The 26,014-nt window shown below is 37.2% G+C and carries 21 protein-coding genes; 4 read left to right on the forward strand and 17 right to left on the reverse strand.

What is annotated here, in order from left to right; translation table 11 throughout:
* Positions 1–83 precede the first annotated feature (83 nt).
* From MHH59_RS17660 to MHH59_RS17670, 3 genes are all read right to left on the reverse strand, one after another.
* Entirely contained in the window at positions 84–704 is a 621-nt protein-coding gene (locus MHH59_RS17660; RefSeq protein ID WP_000070943.1) for an acetate uptake transporter, read from the reverse strand.
* Between the two features lie 86 nt (positions 705–790).
* Complete coding sequence (locus tag MHH59_RS17665; protein ID WP_340851978.1) at positions 791–1,186, reverse strand: NUDIX hydrolase; 396 nt, start codon at positions 1,184–1,186, stop codon at positions 791–793.
* On the reverse strand, positions 1,183–1,524 hold the full coding sequence (locus MHH59_RS17670) for an ASCH domain-containing protein (protein WP_002128458.1): 342 nt from the start codon (positions 1,522–1,524) through the stop codon (positions 1,183–1,185). The genes MHH59_RS17665 and MHH59_RS17670 overlap by 4 nt, the downstream gene beginning before the upstream one ends.
* Before the next feature lie 139 nt (positions 1,525–1,663).
* Here MHH59_RS17670 and MHH59_RS17675 point away from each other — a divergent pair, with 139 nt between their 5' ends.
* Positions 1,664–2,221: a CatB-related O-acetyltransferase gene (locus tag MHH59_RS17675; RefSeq protein WP_016127396.1), complete on the forward strand. Its 558-nt coding sequence runs from the start codon at positions 1,664–1,666 to the stop codon at positions 2,219–2,221.
* A 47-nt stretch (positions 2,222–2,268) separates the two neighbouring features.
* On the opposite strand, the gene MHH59_RS17680 is transcribed toward MHH59_RS17675, so the two are convergent.
* The gene (locus MHH59_RS17680) at positions 2,269–9,741 is read right to left on the reverse strand and encodes a DUF7507 domain-containing protein (RefSeq protein ID WP_340851981.1); all 7,473 of its coding nucleotides are present in this window, start codon (positions 9,739–9,741) and stop codon (positions 2,269–2,271) included.
* Positions 9,742–9,858: 117 nt separating this feature from the next.
* Here MHH59_RS17680 and MHH59_RS17685 point away from each other — a divergent pair, with 117 nt between their 5' ends.
* Complete coding sequence (locus MHH59_RS17685; protein ID WP_002128461.1) at positions 9,859–10,608, forward strand: (S)-benzoin forming benzil reductase; 750 nt, start codon at positions 9,859–9,861, stop codon at positions 10,606–10,608.
* A 35-nt stretch (positions 10,609–10,643) separates the two neighbouring features.
* On the opposite strand, the gene MHH59_RS17690 is transcribed toward MHH59_RS17685, so the two are convergent.
* From MHH59_RS17690 to MHH59_RS17715, 6 genes are all read right to left on the reverse strand, one after another.
* Positions 10,644–11,477 (reverse strand): GNAT family N-acetyltransferase, encoded by an 834-nt coding sequence (locus MHH59_RS17690; RefSeq protein ID WP_340851984.1) that lies wholly within the window; start codon positions 11,475–11,477, stop codon positions 10,644–10,646.
* Positions 11,478–11,543: 66 nt separating this feature from the next.
* Positions 11,544–13,052, reverse strand: a complete 1,509-nt coding sequence (gene argH, locus MHH59_RS17695) for an argininosuccinate lyase (RefSeq protein ID WP_016127399.1) — start codon at positions 13,050–13,052, stop codon at positions 11,544–11,546.
* A 101-nt stretch (positions 13,053–13,153) separates the two neighbouring features.
* Positions 13,154–14,263: a serine hydrolase gene (locus MHH59_RS17700; RefSeq protein ID WP_002128464.1), complete on the reverse strand. Its 1,110-nt coding sequence runs from the start codon at positions 14,261–14,263 to the stop codon at positions 13,154–13,156.
* 117 nt (positions 14,264–14,380) lie between these two features.
* Positions 14,381–15,313, reverse strand: a complete 933-nt coding sequence (locus MHH59_RS17705) for a nucleoside hydrolase (RefSeq protein WP_012261383.1) — start codon at positions 15,311–15,313, stop codon at positions 14,381–14,383.
* 134 nt (positions 15,314–15,447) lie between these two features.
* Entirely contained in the window at positions 15,448–16,881 is a 1,434-nt protein-coding gene (gene panF / locus MHH59_RS17710; protein WP_002087740.1) for a sodium/pantothenate symporter, read from the reverse strand.
* A gap of 3 nt (positions 16,882–16,884) precedes the next feature.
* Complete coding sequence (locus tag MHH59_RS17715) at positions 16,885–17,163, reverse strand: YhdT family protein (RefSeq protein ID WP_002014357.1); 279 nt, start codon at positions 17,161–17,163, stop codon at positions 16,885–16,887.
* A 272-nt stretch (positions 17,164–17,435) separates the two neighbouring features.
* Between MHH59_RS17715 and dhaS the strand changes: the two genes are divergently transcribed.
* Positions 17,436–18,920: an aldehyde dehydrogenase DhaS gene (gene dhaS, locus MHH59_RS17720; RefSeq protein WP_340851987.1), complete on the forward strand. Its 1,485-nt coding sequence runs from the start codon at positions 17,436–17,438 to the stop codon at positions 18,918–18,920.
* A gap of 50 nt (positions 18,921–18,970) precedes the next feature.
* Here dhaS and fabG read toward each other — a convergent pair whose 3' ends face one another.
* Positions 18,971–19,711 carry a 3-oxoacyl-ACP reductase FabG gene (gene fabG / locus MHH59_RS17725; protein WP_002128467.1) on the reverse strand — a complete coding sequence of 247 codons (741 nt, stop codon included), beginning with the start codon at positions 19,709–19,711 and terminating at the stop codon, positions 18,971–18,973.
* Positions 19,712–19,844: 133 nt separating this feature from the next.
* Between fabG and MHH59_RS17730 the strand changes: the two genes are divergently transcribed.
* Positions 19,845–19,994, forward strand: a complete 150-nt coding sequence (locus MHH59_RS17730) for a YfhD family protein (protein WP_002128468.1) — start codon at positions 19,845–19,847, stop codon at positions 19,992–19,994.
* 74 nt (positions 19,995–20,068) lie between these two features.
* Here the strand turns inward: MHH59_RS17730 and MHH59_RS17735 are convergent, their stop codons facing one another.
* The 6 genes from MHH59_RS17735 to MHH59_RS17760 form a co-directional block, all read right to left on the reverse strand.
* On the reverse strand, positions 20,069–21,922 hold the full coding sequence (locus MHH59_RS17735; RefSeq protein ID WP_016127401.1) for a terpene cyclase/mutase family protein: 1,854 nt from the start codon (positions 21,920–21,922) through the stop codon (positions 20,069–20,071).
* A 102-nt stretch (positions 21,923–22,024) separates the two neighbouring features.
* Positions 22,025–22,450, reverse strand: coding sequence for a divergent PAP2 family protein (locus MHH59_RS17740; protein ID WP_000447809.1), 426 nt, complete (start codon positions 22,448–22,450; stop codon positions 22,025–22,027).
* A gap of 80 nt (positions 22,451–22,530) precedes the next feature.
* Positions 22,531–23,472 (reverse strand): EamA family transporter RarD, encoded by a 942-nt coding sequence (gene rarD / locus MHH59_RS17745; RefSeq protein WP_016127402.1) that lies wholly within the window; start codon positions 23,470–23,472, stop codon positions 22,531–22,533.
* 105 nt (positions 23,473–23,577) lie between these two features.
* On the reverse strand, positions 23,578–23,826 hold the full coding sequence (locus MHH59_RS17750) for a DUF1294 domain-containing protein (RefSeq protein WP_016127403.1): 249 nt from the start codon (positions 23,824–23,826) through the stop codon (positions 23,578–23,580).
* 112 nt (positions 23,827–23,938) lie between these two features.
* The gene (locus tag MHH59_RS17755) at positions 23,939–25,315 is read right to left on the reverse strand and encodes an APC family permease (protein ID WP_002128470.1); all 1,377 of its coding nucleotides are present in this window, start codon (positions 25,313–25,315) and stop codon (positions 23,939–23,941) included.
* Positions 25,316–25,829: 514 nt separating this feature from the next.
* Positions 25,830–25,970, reverse strand: a complete 141-nt coding sequence (locus MHH59_RS17760) for a hypothetical protein (RefSeq protein ID WP_002128471.1) — start codon at positions 25,968–25,970, stop codon at positions 25,830–25,832.
* Between the last annotated feature and the right edge of the window lie 44 nt (positions 25,971–26,014).

Consider the following 26,014-nt stretch of genomic DNA (forward strand, 5'->3'; position numbering starts at 1 on the left):
CAATTTCAATTATATTTTTTGCTATTTTATTTTATTCCATAAAAAAAAGAACAGATGACTATACAATCATCTGTTCTTTTTTATTACTTTTTAAAAATACCAAAGGGTTTTCCAACTGGTAATACAACTTTTCCGAAGTGTGTATTTAACACAGCTGCTGCTGAACCATAGAAAGATAATAATGAAATACATAGTTCAGAATACGCTGCTAAATTATGCATTGCGTGCGGCATAACACCTAAAGTACTTAATGAAAGACCGATAAATAAGAAATCAATAAGGACGAAAATCATAAATAATACTTTATGTGTTTCCATTGCACCAATTGTCATAAAGATCGTGAAAATCAAGTATCCGATAAAGGCTACACCGAGCTGTTTTGAATCTGCAGTTTGGGCTAATTTTTCGCCAAATACTCCAAGTTGAATTAACCAAGTCATTCCAACACCTAACCAAAATAGGCCGTACGCACCAAATGCTGTTGTACCGAACGTATTGTTGTGCTTTGCATCGTGAATGCATGCAAAGATTTGTGCAAATCCTCCTAAAAAGATTGCCCATGGTAATACAAGTGAAACGCCATCTGTTAAGCCTAACTTTTGAGACGATGCTACAAGTGTTACCATCGCTAATCCAAATAGACCGATTCCAGATGGATCTGCTGTTGTCATTTTCACATGATGTGTAGTAGTTTGATTGCTCATATAAACCTCCTGATTATAAACATACTCGAATACAATACTTAAATCAGAAGGCTATGTCAATGGTTTTTTTTGTATGTTGTCAGACCTTATATTCCATAATAATCAAATACACATTTGGCCACATCATAAGGTTTTACATTTAAATTTGGCAACTCATTTACCGGCATCCATAAAGGAATATAACTCCCTCTATCTTTCAGCTTGAACTCCTCGCCTTTACCACTTCCGAAAACTCCACCTATAATATGGGCATTATAATAATACTCCGTACCTTTATACTCCACCTTTGCAATCAGATGCTCCACTTGTATATGTACCCCTAATTCTTCATAAACCTCTCGCTTCGTTGCTTCTTCAGGCGTTTCTCCTTCTTCAATTCCCCCGCCTGGAAAAACAAAATACATCTCACCTTCTCGAACACGTTTTATAAGAGCGATTTTACCACCTTGTATAATTATAGCTGCACCGCGATTTCTTCTCACTTTATTACCTCAACACCAATCGCAACTGTTCCCCATTCTTTTTCTTGTTCTTTCGTATATATTCCGTATGTACTTTCTAACATTTCTTTTATACTAAGTTCTTCACAATCAAATAATTTTTTATCAATTTGTTCGTACATTGCTTTAAAGCTTTCGTATCGTTTTATCTCCGTTACTTTTACAGCCATCGTTTCTGCTGTCGTAAGGTTCGTAAATACAATTTCATCGTCTTGTTTTATAAGTTGACGTTTTTTATCGTATAAGCGTACTTCATATACTTTTTTTCCTAATTGAATCGACTGAAAAGGTTTATTATATAATCCCATTTCGTATCTCATACATTTCACTCCCTTTTATTCATCTTGCCTACTAACATTTTTGCACATTACTATTTCATACAACATAGTTCGCCTTACTTCACCTTACATATAATGCTCCATATCCATTACTTTCTTTAGAGAGGATGCTAAAATTGGTATGTTATATTTAAATCAAAAACCTGAATATAATAAATATGATATCGGTGATTATACTTACAGTAAAGTAGGCCCTATTATTTTTTCTTGGAATGATGAAACAAAATTAAAAATAGGTAAGTTTTGTTCATTAGGAGAAGAAGTCGTTTTCGTACTTGGCGGTGAACATCGTGCTGATTGGATAACAACTTATCCATTTAATGTCCTCTTCGAAGAAGGAGCACACATTACTGGTCATCCTTCTTCAAAAGGTGATATCGTAGTCGGCAATGATGTATGGATTGGTTATCAATCCTGCATTTTATCTGGTGTTACAATTGGTAACGGGGCCATTATCGGGGCCAAGAGTGTTGTTACAAAAGACGTACCTCCATATGCAATCGTCGCTGGTAATCCTGCCAAACTAGTTCGATATCGTTTCCCGCAAGAAATCATTAAAAAACTAGAAAACCTTGCATGGTGGGACTGGGACATTTCCGTTATAAAAGGAGCTATTCCATTTCTACTCTCCAACAAAGTCAACGAATTTTTCACTTCTCCCGAAGAAGAAGCTACTTGATCTAAACAAAAAGAGCATCCTATTCTTTCAGGATGCTCTTTTTGTGTTTATTTTTTATTTATTCGCAACTGATTACACGGAGAACAGTGAAATGGAATTTTGTCTAAACAATTAAAGTTTGTTTCACAAATTTGTTCTATCGTTGGAACAAATGGAATGACAACTATGTTACTATCTATTATTTGTGTAACAGGTCGCAATACTGTGCCTACTTGATGTTCGAAGCGAATACTCGCTTGATTAATATAATTTCCTGAACCACTTGGTGCACTCTGAACTGTTACTTGGAACGAAACTGTCCGTGCTTCACCTGGATTTAAACTTCCTATAAGAAACCCTGATACTGGGCTTACATTTGGCACTGGCGTATTATCAACAGTTACACTTCCAGGAACAAATCGAAAACTACTATCTAACATATCTTGAAAACGAATATTTTGTATCGCTGTATCCCCCGTATTCGTAATAACTGTCGTAAACGTAATAACATCTCCAATTGTTGCTGATTGAAGATCTGCCGTTTTTACGACTGTTGTTGAAACATTTTGAGGAATAAACGGGATAACAACTGTATTACTATCGCCTTCAACTACTACTGGCGGCTCATTAGGATTTACAGTTGCAAGCCCATTCGCTGTAGCTGTATTTGTTACTAAGTTATTTATTTGCCCTCCTGTTATTACAACTTGGAAATTAATAATTGCTGCATCATTCGGCTGAAAATCACCTAAAAGGATACCGGTATTCGGATTGGCAAATGGAAAAGGTACATCATTTACCGTTACCGTGCCATTTATAAATAACGTATTTGGGTCAATGATGTCTGTTAAAATAATATTCGTCACAGGAACTGTACTATCATTTATAACAGCAATTCCGTAAGTGACAACATCTCCTACCATTGCTACTTCAAAGTTTGCTCCTTTTGCAACAAATAAGATTGCAGTATTTACCGTTACAATAACTGTATTACTCGTGTCCATCACTGTAACTGGCGGTTCCCCTGGTACTAAAATATATTCTGCCGATGCCCCAGCAACGTTCACTACTGTACCACCATCTGGAAAACTTGTAATTGTAGCTTCATATGTTACAATCGCCGTCTCACCGACTGGAATGTCTAAAATCGTAAATCCAACCTGCGGATTTACTCCTGGACGTGCTACTCCATTTACCGTTACACTATTTGGTACAAAAGCCGCTTCCGGAGATAACACATCAATAAATTGAACATTCATTGCATCAGCCGTACCAGTATTTAATATGCGAACACGGTACGTTACCGTTTCTCCTACTCCAACAATTGAATGATCTACTTCTTTCAGCATATCTAAACTGCCTCTATTTACTGGTGTGACTGTCGTATTACTTGAATTCGTAATTGTAAACGGTGGTTCTCCTGGAATCAATTCAAAATCTCCAGTTACTCTCACTGTATTCATAATGCTACTAGAAGGCGGAATTACGATTACATTTACTTCAAATGTGATTAGTATGCTATCTCCTACTGCAAGATCCGGTAATGAAAAGCCTACAAAAGGATCTAAACCTACTTGTGGAATCCCATTTATCTGTACACTCCCTGGAACGAATTCTAAACTAGGTGATGGAACGTCAATAAATTGCACATTTGTCGCTGTTACCGTTCCTGTATTTGTAACTTGCACACTATACGTTAACGTATCTCCTAATCGTGTCGCCTGTTTGTTGACAGTTTTTATAACATTGAATCGCCCTCTATTTACCCTTGTTATTGTCGTATTACTCGGCTCTGTTACTACAACTGGTGGTTCTCCTGGTACTAAAGTAAAACTTCCTGTTATATTTGCAACATTCGTTATCGTTCCTGAAGATGGAATATTTGTCACTATCGCTTGGAACGTCACTATAGTCGTATTGCCAACAAGTATATCGCCAATTCCAAACCCAGTAATCGGATTCAAACCAGGTTGCGGAGTTCCATTTACCGTTACACTATTTGGTACAAATGACGCTCCTGCTGAAATCGTATCAATAAACTGAACATCGTTAGCTGTTACTGTTCCTGTATTCGTTATTTGCACTGTATACGTTAATACATCTCCAACTAAGGTAGCAGCTCTATTGACTTGTTTAATAACATTAAAGCGTCCTCTATTTACAGTTGTGAGCGTTGTGTTACTTGGCTGATTTACTATAACTGGTGGTTCTCCTGGTACTAATATAAAGCTTCCAGTAACATTTGCCGTATTGGCAATTGTTCCGTTTGATGGAACACTAACAACGGTTACTTGGAATGTGACTTCTACACTTCCCCCTGAATTTATATCTGGAAGTGGGAATCCATTATTAGGATTGAACCCAGGTTGTATCACACCACCTATCGTTACACTATTCGGCACGAATGCTATAGAGGAAGGTAATACATCACTATATTGAATATTCGTCGCTGTCACTGTCCCTGTATTTTGAACTACTGTCGTATATGTGATTGTATCGCCTACTGCAACAATTGGCTCACTTACTGATTTTAAAACATTCAAACCAGGTTCATTTATTTCGGTTAATGTCGTGTTACTTGTCGTTGTTTCAGTAATAGGCGGCTCTGTTTCACTTACAGCAAATGTAGCCGTAACATCTACAAAGTTAACAACTGTTCCACCTTCTGGTATGCTCGTTACCATCTCTTGATATGTGACAAGTACAAAATCATCTACAGGTATATCTGGAACTGTAAAACCGATAAAAGGATCTAATCCTGGTGCTGGTACCCCGTTTATGCTCACACTTCCTGGTACAAATGCTACACCCGCGGAAGTAGTATCTATAAATTGAACATTCGTCGCTGCCACTGTTCCAAAATTAAAAATCAATACATCATACGTTAAAATTTCTCCTACAGTCGCTACTTCTTTATCTACTAGTTTTAACGGAAAAATAAACGCTATATTAATTGTCGTAACGACTAAATTTGTTAATATCGTTTCCGTAATCGGTGGTTCCTGCGGATTTGGTTGTGAAGTAAATGTAACGTCTGCATCATTTAATATGACTTCATTATCTGGAATTTCTGTAATCGTCACTCGGAACGTTACCTCAATACTTCCACCATTAATTAATAATGGAGTAACTGTAAATCCTATTTCTGGATTTAAACCAAGTTGCTGCACCCCACCTATCGTTACACTATCTTCTACAAATGTCGTTCCTTCTGGTATGACATCTTGGAAGAACACATCTGTAACAGGTATAATTCCTACGTTTGAAATTAGCACGGTATACGTTAATACATCCCCAACCGCTCCAGTTGCAACGTCAACTGTTTTGGTTGCTGTTACTTCACCAGGAGGAGGTAACGGTATCGTAACTACTGTCGTATTACTTGAATTTGTCGTTGTTACAGGGGGCTGTAAAGGATTTAATAAAAAAGTGGCCGTAGCAGCTGCCGTGTTTAGTACGGCTCCACGCGTGGATGGCGCAACTACTGTTACTTGGAACGCTACAGTCAATGATGTGCCAGCAGCTATATTAGGAAGCGTAAAACCTATATTTGGATCAAATCCAGGTTGAGGAGTTCCATTTATCGTTACACTATTTGCTACAAATGTTGTTTCTAGAGCAATTGGATCAATGAAAGAGACATTCGTTGCTGTTACCGTTCCATTATTTCTAATGACAACAGAATACGTGTAAATTTCTCCAAGTGCCGCTTGTTGTACAGATGAAGATTTTTGTATATTTAACTGTGCTGTGTTTACTTGCGTCACGACGAAATTGCTATTCGTAACAGTCGTTATTGGAGGATTAGCTGGATTTATAAGAAAACTTGCAGTAACGTTTGATTGGTTTCTAATATTTCCACCACTCGGGACACTCGTCACTATAACTTGAAACGTAACTGTAACGGTTTGCCCAACTGGAATATTCGGAACTGGAAAACCTACCACAGGGTCTGCACCTTGCTGAACAACTCCATTTATCGTGACACTATTCGCTACAAACGCAGTTCCAACAGGAATCGGATCTTGAAAAATAATATTTGTTGCAGGAACAGTTCCTGTATTTTGAATAAGAATCGTATACGTTAACGTATCTCCTACACCTGCTTGCGGTGTGTTTACACTCTTTATTACATTAATTGATCCTACATTCAATCGCGTCACAACAATATTACTAATCGTTACAATTGTAATTGGTGGCTGGAGAGGACTTACTTGGAAATCCGCAGTTACATTCGCATTATTCGGAAGAACTCTATTTGGTGGTACACTCGTGATCGTCACTTGAAAAGTAACTGTTACCATCCCTCCTACTGGAATATTAGCAAGTGGAAATCCAGTTGTTGGGTTTAAACCGGGTTGAGATATCCCGTTTATTGTTACACTATTCGCAACAAACGTTGTTCCAGATGGAATTGGATCAAGGAATGACACATTTGTCGCTGCTACTGTTCCACTATTTTGTATACGAACTGTATACGTTAACGTATCTCCTACACCTGCTTCAGTAGCGCTTACGCTCTTCATTACATTTAACCCTGAAGAATTCACGACTGTCATAACAGTATTACTTGGTACTGTTACAGTAATCGGTGGCTCTGTTGGATTTACAAGGAAATCTCCAGTTACATTCGCATTATTTACGACATTATTTCCTTGGGGAATTTCATCAATTAATACTTCAAACGTAACAATTACACTCGCGCCAGTAGGCAAATTATTTAATGGGAATCCAAGTTCTGGATCTGCCCCTTCTTGTAAAACACCATTAACAAATACACTGTTTTCAATAAATAATGTCCCTTGTGGAATTGAATCTTGGAAAAATACATTTGTAGCTGGTACACTACCTGCATTTATGACTTCGATTGTATATACTAAAACATCCCCTACCGTTGCAACATCCGTATTCACTGCTTTCACAACTTCAAAATTCCCTGATTGTACAGTTGTATTCACAATGTTACTAGGAACATTGATTGTTACTGGCGGTTCGCTCGGATTCACTTGAAAACTTGCTGTTACATTTGCTTGATTTAAAATATCTTCATTTTCTGGATCCTGTACAATTAATACGTCAAATGTGACTACAACGGTTTGAGCCGCAGGAATATTTGGAAGAGAAAATCCTGTATTCGGATTCAATCCACTTTGCGGTACTCCATTAATCGTTACAGTATTTGCAACAAATGAAACAGCGGAAGAAATAGTGTCTTGGAAAAACACATTTGTTAACGGAACGTTTCCTGTATTTTGGACGGCAATCGTGTATGTTAAAGTGTCCCCTACTGCCGCTTGCGTTGTATTCACTTCCTTTATTACATTTAAACCACCTGTATTAACTTGTGTTACAACTGTATTCGTTTGTCTATTAATCGTTACTGGCGGCTGATTCGGAATAACGACGAAATTAGCCGATACATTTCCACGATTCGCAATCGTCCCTCCTGATGGGGTAGATGTGACTCGTACTTGAAAAGTCACTGTCCTACTTCCACCTGGAGATATATTCGCTACTGTAAACCCAGTCGCAGGATTTGCTCCAGGCTGTGAAACCCCATCTACAGTTACACTATTTGGTATAAAAGTCGTTCCAGTTGGGATCGGATCTTGAAAAATAACATTTGTCGCAAGTACATTTCCTGTATTTTCAATTGTAACGGTGTACGTAAGAACGTCATTAACTGTCGCAAAAGCTCTATCCACTGTTTTTCTCGTTCTTATATCAGCTATATTAATAGTAGTAAATACAGTATTACTTGTCGCTTGACCTGAAATTGGTTGTTGGCCAGGCACTGGAGTAAAGTTAAATGTTACACTTGCACGGTTCGGAATTGGATTTACAAGAGGATTAGATGTTACTCGAACTTGAAAGCGTACTACAGTCGTTTGTGAAGCATTAATACTTCCAAGATTAATACTACTTGATGGATTCGCTCCTGGACGTGCTACTCCATTTACCGTAACACTATTTGAGACAAATGTTGTTCCAGCAGGTATACTATCAACAAAAATCACATTATTTGCAGCGACATTCCCATTATTCGTCACATTAACTGTGTACGTTAATACATCATTAAGTGTTGCCGTCTGTAAATCTACAGATTTTTGCAAACTTACATTTGCGCGATTTACCGTCGTCTGTACTGTATTTGAAGAAGCTGTACTTGTGATAGGAGGACTTCCAACAAAAGGACGGAATTGGTATGACACCATTGCACGATTTGGAATAGGGTTTGGGTTCGGGAACGATGTTATTCGAACTTGAAATGTAACAATTCTTTGCGTGTTATTTGGGATTGTACCTAAATTAATTCCATTCGCTGGATTCGCACTCGGTTGTGTTACTCCACCTACCGTTACACTACCTGCTACAAATGTCGTTCCGTTCGGAATACTATCTTGTAATACAACGTTTTCTGCACTTCCTGTTCCTGTGTTCGGGACCGTAATCGTATAGGTGAGAGTATCCCCTACCCCTGCAACTGTTCTATTAACCGATTTAACAGGATTAATGATTGGACCTGTCGCATCAATTTGAACACCAAAACCAGCTGCAGCGTATCCATCTCCATTTGTGACAAAGCGAACAGTTGCTGACGTTTGATTGTTTACTAAAGAAGATGAGGCATCTACATTCGTAATATCCCACCCTTGTCTTCGGACCGCTAAAGCGATTCCTAACGGCTGATTCAAATCTCCAAATGTGCCGCTCGTATCTAGATTGCCACTATCATTACAAATTTGTGATTGAAAGAAATTATTCGCGGGGTTTCTCGGACCGAATAATGCGACTGTAGCATTTGCATTCGGTCCAAAGCGAAGCTGATCTCCAACAATGTTAGAATCACCTTCTTGAGCAGTTACGAGCACTCTTCCTGTAACAGCTCCTGTTGCCGGAGTAGCAAATCCTGAAATAGTAGCATCAACTGGCGGGGATGAAGCATCGATAATCTCTTGACCTGCATATACTGACAAATTCCGAAGTGGTAAACTTGCATTTTGATAAACTACCTCAAGCGTCCAGCCAGCTGAACGACTGATTGTTGGATCAGCTGAAGTTCTTGCAGCTGGCACGGCACCTGTTGTATATGTGCCTGCCCCACCTGCACTTACAAGATTCGTTACATTAGCAGAGCGAACATAATAAAACTGGTTCCCAACTGAACCTTGCTGCGCAGTTGCAGGATCTGGTGCAACAGAAAATGTTCCTGCTGGTGTTGTAAATGAAATATTATCATTTAAAAATGCTGTAACATCCTCTGTATCGGTTCGGTATGTGCCGGCCCATACTAGTTCTGCGTATAAAACACTACTCCCTGCTGGAAGGTTCAAAATTGCACTTGAAGAATTTAATGGCCAGTCATTCGTTGTTCCTGCCGGGAATCCAGGCACTTGAAGCGATGTATTTATCGTTGTAAACACATCAATCGTGCCGAAGTTATTGTTTGGTGCAGGTGATGTAGGACTTAGTCCCAACGTGTTCCCAGTGAACGTGACAGCACCAGTTACTGTTGTTGTAAAACGATTCATAAAAGGCACACAATCATCTCATTTCATTTATAGTAAAAAGTGCTCTATACTATAAAATGTAGACAAACTATATAATGTACGTTGTCCAACAAAATTCCACATATATGGAGAGGAGTTTACTATACTATGCGCTACGTTATCGTAACAGGAACTTCACAAGGTTTAGGTGAGGCAATCGCCGTGCAATTGTTAGAAGAAAATACAACCGTTATCTCTATTTCTAGGAGAGAAAATAAACAGCTTGCAAAACTCGCAGAGCAAAACGACAGCAATTATATTTTCCATTCCATAGATCTTCAAGATGTACATAATTTAGAAACTCATTTTAACGAAGTCTTTTCATCTATTCAAAAAGACAATGTCTCATCGATTCATTTAATTAATAATGCAGGAACACTTGCACCAATGAAACCTATTGAAAAGTCAGAAAGTGAACAATTCATTACGAACGTTCATATTAATTTAATCGCACCAATGATTCTTACTTCCACTTTCATGAAACATACGAAAGACTGGAAAGTAGAAAAACGCATTATAAATATTTCATCTGGAGCAGGAAAAAATCCTTATTTCGGATGGGGAGCTTATTGTACAACGAAAGCCGGTGTAAATATGTTTACACAGTGCGTAGCTACTGAAGAAGTGGAGAAAGAATATCCTGTAAAAACTGTCGCTTTCGCACCCGGTGTTGTTGATACAAATATGCAAGCACAAATTCGTGAAACAAATAAGGAAGACTTTATTAATTTAGATCGATTCACCGCATTAAAAGAAGAAGGAAAGCTGCTGTCACCTGAATATGTTGCGAAAGCTATTCGTAACTTACTAGAAACTGAGAATTTCCCGCAGGGTGAAGTAATTCGAATTGATGAATAACAAAGAGGCACGCTATAATAGCGTGCCTTTTCATTCTATTTCTCTAAAAATATAAGTACAGACTCCATAATCTTCTCATAACCAATTTCTTGATAAATTTTATTTGATGTCGGATTTGCCAGGTCCGTATATAATGTCGTTGTTTTGTAGCCTTCATCTAACATACGTTGACTAAGTGCAGCGACACAACTAGATGCGTACCCTTTTTTCCGAGCTTCTTTCGGTGTATATACAAAATTAACTGTTATATTGTTTGTAGTCGGTCTCGTTTTTGCAGCTACAGAAACAATCTTCCCGTCTACTTCTAAACCAAATAGACAACGATTAGTAATTAATGTATGAGCAGTTTGTTTCGCTTCTTCTTTCGTAGTAGGAATCTTCACATCTTCGCAAAATTGATATATCCACTGCTCTATTAATGTTAGCTCATCACTACTTACTTCTCGAAAGATTCCATCTCCGTTCCACTTTTTCTTTACTTGTTTTAATTCATATATACCTTGCTCCATTGCAACATTAGTTTTCTTATTCTCTAACACTGCAATCTCTTCCGCTAATTTCTGTACGATTTTTTTATTACCAATCAATCCAGGAATATGTGGATATACTTTCGTTAACTCTTTTGCAAGTTCCTTAATAGCTACTGCCGAAATCTCAGACGTAGCAACAATTATTTGTTTCTTTTCTTCTGTTTGAAGAAATACAGCTGCAATTTCTTCCTCTTGTTTTGCTACTCCTATAAATATCGGTTCTTGGACCATTTGTAATACACCTAATATGAGATTATTTTCCTGCTCATTCTTCTCTAAAAATGGTTTAACCTCTTCTGTAAAATTAAGAATCTCTTCATATACATGTAGTTGAATCATCGACAATCTCTTCTCTCTATTTATAGTTTCATTAAGTATTGGCGATTAATTCATCAAATCCTTCTTTTACGATTTAATAATGTTCGAAGCTAACGTATTCAAATCATTTTCAGCTTGTAAAATTCTTTGTTTTTCCTTTTCAAATACCTCTTCTTCTTTTTGAAATGACTCTTTTCGATTTTTAATCATACGCTCAATCTCTTTTTTACTCGGTCCACCATATACATTTCTTTTTTGAATAAAAGCTTCTGGTGATATAATTTCTTTCCACTCTTCTTCTAATAAATTTACTTTCAAATTTTCTTGTAAGTATACATTTATCTCTTTGAAATTTAATTCATGTAACTCCTTTTTCTGCTCCAATGACATATTCGCAATCGCACTTGCTGCATGATGTGCATGCCGAAATGGTATTTCATAGTTTTTCGTTAAAACATCTGCGAAATCTGTAATCGTAATCGCGTGTTTATATGAACGACTTTTTAACGTTTCCTCTTCTACTTTCATCGTTCGAATAACTGCGTTCATCATACAAAAAACACGAATCGCCTTTTCGATTCCTTTATATAAATACGGCTGCAAGTCATCCTCCGTATCGACAATATCGCCAAATGGTGTATTATGAATCATTTGAAATACAGTAAATGCTTCCCCTAAAGCACTACTCGTAATAGCACGGGCATGTTCTATTGAAACAGGATTTCGTTTTTGCGGCATAATACTACTTATTTGCACATATGGCTTCGCTACAGTAATCCCATCATATTCTTTCGTCGCTAATAGTAAAAAATCATGAATCCATCTACTCGTATTCGTCATAATAACCATTAGTAACGAGCTAACTTCTAATAAATAATCTGCTCCAGCAACAGCATCATATGAGTTCTCAATTACATTTGTAAACCCAAGTAACTGTGCCACTCGTTTTCTCTTAATTGGGAAGCTTGTTGTAGAAAGCGCAGCTGCCCCCATTGGAGAATGATTTAAAAGATGATACGCTTTTTTCATTCTTTCTAAATCTCGTTGCATCGTATCATAAATTGCCAAAATATAATGACCAAATGTTGTCGGCTGCGCCGGTTGTGTATGTGTATACGCGGGCATAATTGTTTCCATATGTTCACCGGCGAGCTCCAGCATACTTTCTTGCAGCAATAAATGATGTTCCATTAACCGCAATACAAATTGCCGTAAACTCATGCGATACATCGTTACACCCATATCATTTCTACTTCTACCGATATGCATATTACTTACAAATTCACACTTTGCTTCTTGAGAAAGCAAATGTTCAACTAAGAAAAAAAGATCTTCATGTTGCTCTGTATATAGCAACTTCTCCTTTGGAATCCCCTCTACTTTTTTAAGTGCGATTAATATAACTTTCGCTTCTTCTCTTTTCATTAACTTCTCTTCAGTTAACATAGTAATATGTGCCCTATGCACTTGAAACATATCTTTTAATAAATAATTACGCTGAAAATTAAATACGTGCTGTAATACACAATCTACATATGTTTTCCCAGGGAAATCAGCGCCTTCATTCTTAATAAACTCTTCTTTACTCTGTTTCATCACCTTTTCCCCTTTCGCCTAAGTGTTACTACCCATCATACCCAAGGATGGTGAAAAAGTGCTTGTACATAAAAATAAACTCGGCGCTCATAGCACCGAGTTTATTTAATAAAAGTCGCATCATACTTATCACTTTGCAACACTTGAAAGTGTAGATTTGCTAAATGTTTACGTATTTCAGCACTGTCATCTTCATTTAAATTATTTGCCAAGAAAACAATTTCTGTACAGTTTCCGCGTTTATCCATTGCATAAACTGCTTTTGTTACCGTCCATGGTGTATAACCATTCTTTTGTCCAGCATGTCTGAATGTTTTACGATATTTCTTTGCGCTCATATCTGTTTCAACGATATTCGCCCACACTTTTTCTTCCGCTTCTGTAAGACCACCTTGATGATTTGCCTTTTGAAGCAGTACCATATAATCGTTAGCGGAAGCAGCCGGCAATCTATCCGACCAAATTTTGTCATAACGTTCCTCTAAATACAGAGGAATTTCCTTCTGTAATAATGGCCCCTTCTTTTTTAAGCGTTCATGAATAATCATAGCATATTCACGATATTGCTCTTGAGACATTTCTTTTAACTTTTTCTCTATTTTATATTTTGGAACATGTAATTCTTTATGCAAATATCCCGGAATGTATAAAGATGAAACAATCGGAAATAGCGGTTGATGTGCAGGAAGTGCTAAACTTTGTAAATTCCGATTAATATTGTCTAATCCTAATACCTCCATTAAATATTCAGTATTTGCATTAGAACTAAACTTAACCATTCCTTTTGCAACTTCTTCTAAAGAAACCGCTCCTTCAGTTATCTTTTCTTTTTTTTGCAAATAATTTTGCCATCTATCTTGTGCACCACCATCTGTACCCGGCACATAATAACGATTCACATCATTAATTGAAACGAAACTAGACGGATCGATTTTCCCCTCTGTAACTTGTTTCGTATATTCAAGCGCCACAATTAACTTCATCGTACTAGCAACTGGCAATACAACATCGGGATTTACAGAATACACGACTTTATCATTTCTTTTTATTAAAAGTGCACTATTCTTTTCATCTTTATGTTCTTCAATAAAGGATGCTATGTACTGCGCATCATCATTATTTGAACTCCACACTTTTTTCACTAAAAAGTTACCTGATATCAGCAAAACAAAAATACCCACAATCACTGCGCATACTATAGTTTTTTTCAAGTAAAATTCCTCTCCTATTGTGTAACTCTTCTCTATTTATCTCTTAAAAACAAAATAATGGAGATGATTATTTAAACAATCATCTCCATTATTTTAACTTGTATGCTACTATTATGTCTACGTCATAATTTTCACAAAATCCTCTAGAAACTTTTTATAATGTAAAGACCAGCCAATTTTAACCCAATTTTTCAACGCTTTTGCTTCAGGTTGCGGGCGAAAATCAGCGATACTTTCCCCTTTCGCAACTCCAACCGTATCTACATCAACACGACGATACACGTAATCTAAAAGAGATGGATTTGCCGCTACCATCATCGTTACTACATCATGCACTGGGCTCCCTGTTATTTTAGGATTCAGATTTTTATAAGCTTTATAATAATAATCGAAAATCGGTTCTATTAATTTCTTGAAATTCGTTTTAGAATGTTTCGTAATGTATTTCACCATCTCCGGTGTAATAATCGCTTCTGATGTAACGTTAAGCGGTATTAATGTCACATTTTTCGCATTTTGCATAACTAATTGTGATGCAATTGGGTCACCATGAAAATTGGCTTCCGCGACCGGTGTAACATTTCCGGGCATTAAAAAAGCTCCGCCCATTATATAATATTCTTTCACATACTTCATCATTGGTTTTTCTAAAATAAAGGCCGTCGCTAATGTTGTTGATCTGCCGGCATCAACAATGATTAGTTCTCCTTTATATTTTTCAATGATATCGAAAAATGCACAAAAAGGTTTAATATTGGGAGAAAAATTTTTAGGAGGCTTAATAGGTCCCAAACCGTCTACCCCATGAATTTCCGGATAATATGTTACAAAATCCCCAGATAAAGGAATTTTCGCTCCATTAATAACAGGTATATCTTCCCGGCCCGCCATTTGCAATAAATACGCCGCATTACTCGTCGCCTTTTCCTGCGTTACATTCCCATATCCTGTTACTACTCCAACAATATCAATATCAGGATGCAATAATCCATACATAATTGCTAAAGAGTCATCAATTCCTGGGTCTCCTAAAAATAATATTTTTTTCATAGACCTCAACTCCATCCCATCAATTGTTATTACTTTATGAATACATGACGGAATACAGAATGAAAAAGATAAATTTTGTATAAACAAAAAACGTAGGAACTTCATATTAGAAGTTCCTACGTTTTTCTATATTTTTATGCTACTTTTTTCATCGTAACCATACTACCAATTATATAAGAGATAAATGCAAAGCAAATCGGGAAAACAACTGTATGTATACCGAATGGATTAGGGTAGCAAAGGTGAATAAACATATAGGAACCTACTCCAACTAAAATAGATGCGAGAGCTCCAGTTGCATTTCCTTTTTTCCAATATAAACCTAACACAATCGGCCAAATGAACGCTGCTTCTAAACCACCGAAAGAAAATAAATTTAACCAAATTAAAAAGTCTGGTGGCTTAATAGCGGCAGCATATACGAGTAATCCTACGATACCAGTAATCAATAGGCTACCTTTCTTTATCGTACTATCCGCGGCATCTTTATTTATGTAGTTCACATATATATCTTTAATAATTGACGAACTTACAAGTAATAATAATGAGTTCACAGTAGACATTATCGCTGCCATTGGTGCAGCTAAGAAAACTCCAGCTAACCAAGGTGGCAACACTTCCATTGCGAGTAGCGGCATTACTTTATCTGGTACCGTTATGCCTGGAAGGACTACTCTTGCAAACACACCTGTTAAATGCATACCAATCATAATTGTACCGACGACAACCGTTCCAATGATTAATGCTTGGTGCATAGCTTTTGAATTTTTATAAGACATAGCACGCACACTAATTTGCGGTAATCCCACGACACCAATCCCAATTAAAATCCAAAATGATGTGACATATGATTTCGTTAAACTTCCATCCGCTCCGAACGGTGTTATTAGATTCGGATTAATTTGAATAAGTTCCTGCATAATCTTTTCAACTCCGCCACCAGCAATGACAGTAGCAATTAAAATGATTGTTGTTCCGACTAACATAATGATTCCTAATAACGTATCTGATAAAGCGACTGCACGAAATCCACCAATTAACACATACACAAGTACAGAAAATGTAAATAAAAATAGTGCCGTTGTGTAGGAAAGTCCTGTTAGCGACTCAATTAATCGTCCGCCGCCAACCCACTGGGCTACTGTTGCTGAGAACAAAAAGATTATAATACATAACGCAGAAAGAACAACTACCGCTTTATTATTGTATCTGCCCTTTAAATAATCAATAAGCGTAATTGCTTCCATCTTTCTAGCGATAATAGCAAACTTTTTACCAATAACCGTTAAAACGATATATCCTGTTACAACTTGAATCGCTGATAACAGCACCCATCCAAGACCCATATTGTAAGCAATACCAGGCCCGCCGATAAAGCTACTTGCACTACCGTACGTAGCAATCATCGTCATAGCTAATAATAAGCCACCAAGTTCACGCCCACCAAGAAAATATTCTTGTAAAAATTTATTATTAGCGGTTGCTTGTACACGTCTTGATGCATATACACCAATTAAAAACACAACGATAAAAGAAATTATCATTGGGATTATTACATACCAATTCATCTATCATTCCTCACTTTTTTCTTCCTCATCGAGTGAAATATCTTGAAATAAAAAACGAACAACTAAAATAAGCAAAATAACCATTACGATAAATCCAACGATACAGCTATAAAAAAACCATGCTGGAAAACCTAATACATATGTATATTCACTCGGATCCTTACTTCCAAGCCCATAAGCAAATCCATACCATATTATAAAATTAATAATAGCTAATCCAAGACCAATTAACGCTTCTCTATGGGCAACTCGAAAGCGCGGATCATCATGATAATTCTTCATTTTCTCCCTCCTCTCACGATGTATAATTGTACCACTGTTTTTCTAGTTTTTCCTACTAGAAAACAAAAACGCGCAGGATTTTTTGTAATTATATAGAATACAATGTTTCATTACATATTTTTTACAATTGTAACGAAAATGAAATTTGAATTTTCAGCATTTTTTATTTATGATTTTAAGTAGAGGCTTTTCATCTAGTTCCCACATCCTTGATTTCGGAATAAACGCCGTCTCGTACTGCGTTTAAATTATATTTTCAAGGGGGTTATACAATGAGTCAACTAGCTGTAAATCTTCATGAAAAGGTAGAGAAATTTCTTCAGGGCACAAAGAAACTATATGTGAACGGAGCGTTCATCGAAAGCGCTTCCGGAAAAACATTTAAAACTCCTAACCCAGCAACTGGTGAAACACTCGCTATCGTTGCTGAAGCTGGTCGCGAAGACATTCATAAAGCTGTGGTAGCTGCTCGAATGGCTTTCGATGAAGGTCCTTGGTCACGCATGAGCACTGCTGAACGCAGCCGTCTTATGTACAAGCTCGCTGATTTAATGGAAGGGCATAAAGAAGAGCTCGCACAGCTCGAAACGTTAGATAACGGAAAGCCAATCCGTGAAACAATGGCGGCAGACATACCACTTGCAATTGAGCATATGCGCTATTATGCTGGCTGGGCGACGAAAATTGTTGGTCAAACAATTCCTGTTTCCGGTGATTACTTTAACTATACACGCCATGAGGCTGTTGGTGTCGTCGGTCAAATTATCCCTTGGAACTTCCCACTTCTTATGGCAATGTGGAAAATGGGAGCTGCGCTTGCTACAGGATGTACAATCGTTTTAAAACCTGCAGAACAAACTCCACTATCCGCTCTATACTTAGCTGAATTAATTGAAGAAGCTGGATTCCCGAAAGGTGTTATTAATATCGTTCCTGGATTCGGTGAATCAGCTGGACAAGCACTTGTTAATCATCCACTCGTTGATAAAATTGCATTTACTGGTTCTACTCCAGTCGGTAAACAAATTATGCGACAAGCATCTGAATCATTGAAACGTGTTACTTTAGAGCTTGGCGGTAAATCACCGAACATTATTTTACCAGACGCCGACTTATCTCGCGCGATTCCTGGTGCACTTTCTGGTGTTATGTTTAACCAAGGACAAGTATGCTCTGCTGGATCACGCTTATTTATCCCAAAGAAAATGTATGATAATGTCATGGCTGATCTCGTCCTCTATTCTAAAAAACTAAATCAAGGTGCCGGTCTTAACCCTGAAACAACAATCGGTCCTCTCGTTTCCGAAGAACAACAAAAACGTGTAATGAGCTACATTGAAAAAGGGATTGAAGAAGGCGCTGAAGTACTTTGCGGAGGAAGTAATCCATTCGATCAAGGCTACTTCGTTTCTCCTACAGTATTCGCTGACGTAAATGACGAAATGACGATCGCAAAAGAAGAAATTTTCGGTCCAGTTATTTCTGCAATACCTTTTAACGATATTGATGAAGTGATTGAACGTGCAAATAAATCACAATTCGGCTTAGCGGCTGGTGTGTGGACAGAAAATGTTAAAACAGCACACTATGTTGCAAGTAAAGTACGTGCTGGTACTGTATGGGTAAACTGTTATAACGTCTTTGATGCAGCATCTCCATTTGGAGGATTTAAACAATCCGGTCTTGGCCGCGAAATGGGATCTTACGCGCTGAACAACTATACAGAAGTGAAGAGCGTTTGGATTAACTTAAATTAACGAGAAAGAACCTGACCTACTCGGTCAGGTTCTTTTCATTATGTATTCATTTACACTTGCAACCCACCGCTCACATTTAATACCTCTCCTGTAATGTAAGACGCATACTCTGATGCTAAAAAGGCAGCTGCGTTTGCAATATCTTCCGGCGTTCCGATTCTTCCAACTGGAATCGCTCCAACCATTTTCTCTTTTACTTTATCCGGTATTGTTTTTGTCATATCAGTATCCATAAATCCTGGACAAATCGCATTACACGTAATACCAAAACTTCCAACCTCTTTCGCTGCTGTTTTTGTTAAACCTACAACCCCTGCTTTTGTAGCCGCATAATTTGCTTGTCCAATATTTCCTTCCCTACTAATAGAAGAAATATTAATAATCCGCCCATACCCTTGTTGCCTCATATAAAGAAGCGCTGGCTGCATACAGTAAAAAACGCCAGTTAAGTTCACTTGTAATACTTGTTCCCAAGCTGATTTCTCCATCTTATGTAACATTGCATCTTTTGTAATTCCAGCGTTATTCACTAAAATATGTAATGTACCAAATTTTTGCACCGCATATTCAATTAACGACTTCGCTTCATTTTGATTACTCACATCACATCGATATAAACTCACATCATACCCTTCATCTGATAATTCACGTGTCGTTTTTTGTAGCTTCTCTTCATTTACATCACTAATTAATACTTTGGCCCCTAGTTTTGCAAAAACTCGTGCGATTTCTTTTCCAATCCCCTGCGCAGCACCCGTTACAACAGCTGTTTTCCCATTCAACAAGTCCATCCCTATCCCCCATTTCTATTAGTTATATTGTATATTTCGGCTCTATGCTTTCCAAATCCTCTTTGTATAAAAAAGTCTATTTGTGTCAAACTAACTTTGCAACGCCGCATAAAACACAAGGAGATTGTTTCGAATGAAAAAAAAGAATGTAGATCGAAACAAAGCTGCCGATGGCATTGATGTTGAGTTCGCTCGCGAACTCGCTGACCACAATGACTTAGAAGCAAACGCACGTGCAAATGCCGCTGATGCACGTCAAAAACGCCAATCAACAGAAAAATAAGGAACTACAACGTTCCTTATTCTTTTCAACAGGGACCTACTACCCATCAAAATAAACCGAGAGTATCTCTCGGTTTATTTTCTATATTTCTTTACGTAGTGCGCTAAAGCAAGTAACGGATATATATGTCCATAACTATGATAGCGAATATAAAAGCCCCCCGGTAACCCTGTACCAGTAGGATATTTTTCATTCATAGTAGACTGCGCGAGCAAATATGAAATTCCTTTTCGAATAATCGGTGTTTCTTGATCGTAGTAAGAAATGAGTGCATCAAGTGCCCACGCTGTTTGTGACGGCGTACTAAAAGGTAAAGAAATAAATTTTTTCTCTACACTACTTTGACAGGATTCTCCCCACCCTCCGTCTTCATGCTGCAAATGTTCGAGCCATGAAGCGGCTTTTTTCAACGCTGGATGAGTAGAAGGCACTCCTAATGCACGTAAGCCTGTCATCGTTGCCCATGTCCCATATATATAACATATCCCCCATTTTCCATACCATGATCCATTCTGTTCCTGTACATCCATTAACCATTTGATAGCTTTCTTTTTTTGCTCTTCAAGCAACTCATTCGGTGCATACGTTCCGAATAATTCTAACACCCTACCTGTAATATCTGGTGTGGACGGATCGGTTATCATATCACTCGCATTTTCAATCGGCAAATTCGATAGTAACTTGCTCGTTACCCCTCGTTCAAAAGCTCCCCAGCCGCCATCATTGTTTTGCAATCCTTTCACCCATTCCACGCCTCTTCCCCACGCATCATCTACTCTATCATTCCCTCTACTTCGCGCTAACGCTCTAAGGGCAGCTGTAGTATCGTCTATATCAGGGATCGTCGTATTAACATCTGAAAATCCCCAACCGCCAGCTACAAGTGATGATGCATGTACGCTCCAATCTACCTTTTTAGTTTGTTGTTTTTGCAATAAATACTCCGTCGCCTTTTGAATCATCTTATTTTCATTTGTAACTTTAGCTTCTTGCAATGAATAGCTAAGTAAAGCAGTATCCCATACGGTAGAAGGAGAATTTTGCAAATGACTTCCTCTGTCCATCTTCCATATATAAGATTTTAATCCTGTCACAGCTTTCTCAATAATTGGAGACTGAATAGAGTGCCCTAATGCAAGCAAAGCATAAATCATATAAAACGTAGCACTGGCGTAACTATATAATGTTCCATTTTCATCTATACGCTCCTTCATAAAGCGCTCTACTTCTTCGTATCCTTTATGATGTAACGATAATGGATAAGATATTACCTTTTTCACATCACCTAAAAACGATTGAAACAGCGGAGACCGCTCCTCTCGAAACCATTGTCCACCCCCGCCTGCAATATGATTTAAATTTGGCAATAACTTTTTCTCTACACGGAATCTCTTATTCATACAAATCATCATCGGAATTAAATGTATACGCGCTGAGCTGCTTAGCCCAAATATACTGAGGGGGGAGTCATCTTGTAAAAATAAGATTGGCGTTGGAAAGTGAAAAAGCGCAGGAAATTCATATTCTCCATGAATCGCTAATAAAAATTTCGTCATAAAATGAGCACGAGAAACTCCCCCGTGTTCCTTAATAAACATTTCAGCTCGCCTCATATTCATAGCTTCTTTCGAATATCTTTCCGAAGCAAGTAAAGCAGCATATGCTTGAATCGTCGCGGATAAATTCCCTCCCTTTTCATCTTCGTATAATTTCCAAGTCCCTTCATTTGTTTGAAGAGATACTAACCTTTTCACAAACGGTTCTATTTCGTCATTTCGCCCTAATAATTTGAGTAAAAAAATCATGTGACAATCCGTTAGCAAAGCTCCTTCAAAACAAAATTGCCACGTTCCGTCTTGCCTTTGCATCGTTTGAAGTGCAGTCGTTCTCCGCTCTATCTCCTCATGCACTTTGTCATATAGTAGCACACCGCTCACCCACCCTTTCTAAGTCCGTATACGATATTCGAAAACTCATCTAAATATGTATGAAAACAAAGAAAAGCAGAACGTGCATTACACACATTCTGCTTACAAACAATACCCAACCCCGACAACAATTCCTAATAGTGCACCAACAACAACTTGATACGGTGTATGTCCAACGAGCTCATTTAACTTTTTATATTCTGTTTGTCTACCATGAAAAAAATCATTCAATATTTTCGCTTGCTTACTTACCGCAAGCCTTACTCCTGAAGCATCGTACATAACAATAATGGCAAAAATAGCGGCAACCGCAAATATTGGACTCTCCACACCTTCCACCACTCCGACACCTGTAGCAAGTGCAGTAACAGTCGAAGCATGCGAACTTGGCATTCCACCTGAAGCAAAGAACTTAGCAAAATCAAACTCGCCTGTTTTTATTAATTTAAAAACGACTTTCGTTAACTGTGCTAAAAACCAAGAAATTATAGCTGCTATAAGTGGATCATTATGTAAAATTGTTTCCATGTTTTTCAGCTCCTCACTGACTATAATGGAATTTCTATATAATATAAGTATAAAGAAAAATGCGTAGAAAATACTACGCATTATGATACTTTTGCTGATTTATTTTTAATAAATTTTGGTTGCTTCTGTAGTAGAAACTTTGTTTTCGCCATTGAAAAGACAAATAAAGCAATCCATATACAGAAAAACGCAATCATATGAGTAGATGTGAAATGTTCACCAAAAACGAACACACCTAAAATTAAACTAATAGTCGGCGCGATGTATTGTAAAAATCCTATCATATAGAGCGGAATAAGTTGTGCTCCTTTAGCAAAATAAAAGAGTGGTAACGCTGTAACAATACCTGCCCCTATTAAAAGAAACGTTGATATTGCCGAAATAGAACCGAACGAACCAAAGCCATGAACTCCTGTCATAAACAAATATATAAGTGCAAATGGCGTCACTAACATCGTTTCCATCGTAAGCCCAATTGTTGCATCATAATTTAATAATTTTTTTGTTAATCCATATAATCCAAATGAAAAAGCAAGTGAAAGAGAAACCCATGGAATTGATCCGAAACGTATCGTTAAAATAACAACGCCCAATCCAGCTAAACCAACCGCAACATATTGCCAAAAATTAAGCTTCTCTTTTAAAACAACTGTACCAAGTAAAATACTTATAAGTGGATTAATATAATACCCAAGACTTGCTTCGATTACATGGTTATGATTTACGGCCCATATGTATACAAACCAGTTTCCACTAATAAGTACCGAAGCAATTGTTAATGACATTAATAATTTAGGTCGTTTAAAAAGGGCCACTAACTCCCCACCAAACTGACGAAACCTCTTCGTTACTCCTAAAACTAACAACATAAAAACAAATGCCCAAACGATGCGATGCGCTAATATTTCATCTGCCGGTACTTCCTCCACCCATTTCCAATAAATCGGAAGGACTCCCCACATCGTATACGCACCTGCTGCATATATAATCCCCTGCTTTTGCTCTGTTGTTTGACTCCCCATCTTCCTTTTTCTCCTCTTCTCTTTTTTTCTTCATTATAAAGTCTCACATACTTACTTTACCAATATTCAATCTGCATTTCTTTCGACATTCCTCTTGCAAATCCTTTATATGTATAAAAACACTCCTACTGTTATAATAACGAGCACTGGAATACCGAAGACAAATTTACTTTTATGTGTCTTATGATGAAACCTATACATACCAATCCAAGCTCCAACCGCTCCTCCAGCTGCAGCTGATAAAAACAACGTACTTTCTGGCGTTCTCCACTGCTTTTTCTTTGCTTTTCGCTTATCAAGCCCCATCATACTAAATGCTATAACGTTGATAATAATAAAATAAATCCATTTCATCTCTTTCTCTCCCTTAAAAAATCCGCTTTATGTTAACACGAAAATAAGGTGCGCACAAATAAAAATGGCTATAGGTAAAAAAACTTTAGCCTACAGCCATAATTGTAATACCTTATACTCTATTTCTAATCTTACTATGTTTTTTCGCGTATATAAAATAAATAAAAATACCTACAATAACCCAAATTGCAAAACTGATTAAAGTGGTTTTAGAAAGATTTAATGCTAAATATAAACAACTTACTATCGCAAGTATAGGTAAGAATGGAACTAACGGAGCACGGAACGGTCTTTTCAAATTAGGATGTGTCTTCCTTAATACAATTACAGCTATAGATACAAATATGAAAGCTGTTATCGTTCCCACATTCACTAAATTTGCCAACAAATTCAAGTCCAATAAACCTGCTAATACAGCCGCAAGAATACCCGTAATCCATGTATTAAAAAATGGTGTTTGATAACGTTTATGAACACTCGAAAATCTTTTTGGTAACAATCCATCTCGGCTCATCGAGTATGATACTCGAACAAATGCGAACATAGCAACTAACAGAACTGTTGTTAAACCAGCTATCGCTCCAACTGATAATAGACCAGCAATTCTATCCTCTCCTACAATACGCAGTGCATATGCAACTGGATCAGCTACATTCAGATCCGTAAATGGAACCATTCCAGTTAACACGAATGAAACACCAACATAAAGAATTGTACAAATGCATAAAGAGACAAGTAATCCAATTGGAACGTTACGTTGTGGGCGTTTCACTTCCTCTGCTGCTGTTGCAACTGCATCGAAACCTAAAAAGGCAAAAAATACAGTCGCAGCTCCTCCAATAACACCATGGTATCCAAAAGGAAGAAACGGCTGCCAATTCTCTGGCTTGACATAGTTTGCTCCTACAATAATAAATACTAAAATAACAGCCAGTTTAATAATAACCATTATATTATTTATACGTGCACTTTCTTTCACACCACGACTTAGTAAAAATGTAACAATTAAAATAATAATAACCGCTGGCAAGTCGATAATCCCGCCATTCCCCATCCCTGGTGCAGAAGCAATGATTGCCGGAATATGAATATTAAACCCTAGTAGCAATGACTGAAAATAGGCTGACCATCCCGCCGCCACCGCAGAAGTAGCTAATAAGTACTCTAACATGACACACCAGCCAACTATAAAAGCAAAAATCTCACCTAATGTCATATACGTATACGAATACACACTTCCTGAGACCGGGACTGTAGATGCAAATTCAGCATAACAAAAGGCTACACAAGCACATACAATTGCAGCTAACATAAAAGATAATACAATTGCTGGACCAGCATGTTTCGCAGCTACAATACCTGTTAATACGAAAATACCTGTACCAATAATTGCTCCAATTCCTAAAAGCGTTAAATCAATTGCTCCTAAAGTTTGCTTTAACACTTTTTTCTTTTCTTCATTCATTGCTTTCTTTATAAATAAACTCATTCGTAGAAACCTCTTTTTCAAAATTATCCCTTACTCATTACAATCTTTATTACTGTTGCTATTACACATTAATAATATTCATGCTTTACTTTCACTCCCTATATAGACTCCACAAATTACATAATTTAAAATCAGAAAAATCAATCTTCTAAAAACAAGCTTGTTAACAGGCTTGTTTTTAGAAGATTGATTGAATTTATCACAGGATTAATTATATTGTCAACAATATAATTAATTCACCCGAATTGAATAATTATAAATAAAATAGCATTCCAAAATATACGATACCACTCACGAACACTGCTGATTCCCATTTTAATACAATTTTCATTATTCCAAAATTCATTTTTATACATTTAACTCAATGTAATCCCCGTATGCAAACATGATAAAATCAGTCGATTTGTTATACAGAAATAACTATTCATCTTATTAGAGCAATTAACTTTCCTGCAAATTACAAACAGTATTTTCACTTAAGACAATAAAAAAAGCGCAGATGTTCATCTGCGCTTTATTCTTCCGCTTCAATTTCTGTACTATTATTATCGATATGTTCCTTTTGAGCTTCTTCTTGCAGCTCTGCTGAAATCATTCCATAATAAATTTCTGGATATAATCCAAATATTTGATATACACTTCCTAAAAATGGCATCGGAATCCCTCATTTCTTAAGTTGTATTGTCATTCTTAAGGATT

It is taken from the genome of Bacillus sp. FSL E2-0195, from assembly GCF_038003645.1.
Taxonomy (GTDB): Bacteria; Bacillota; Bacilli; order Bacillales; family Bacillaceae_G; genus Bacillus_A; species Bacillus_A mycoides.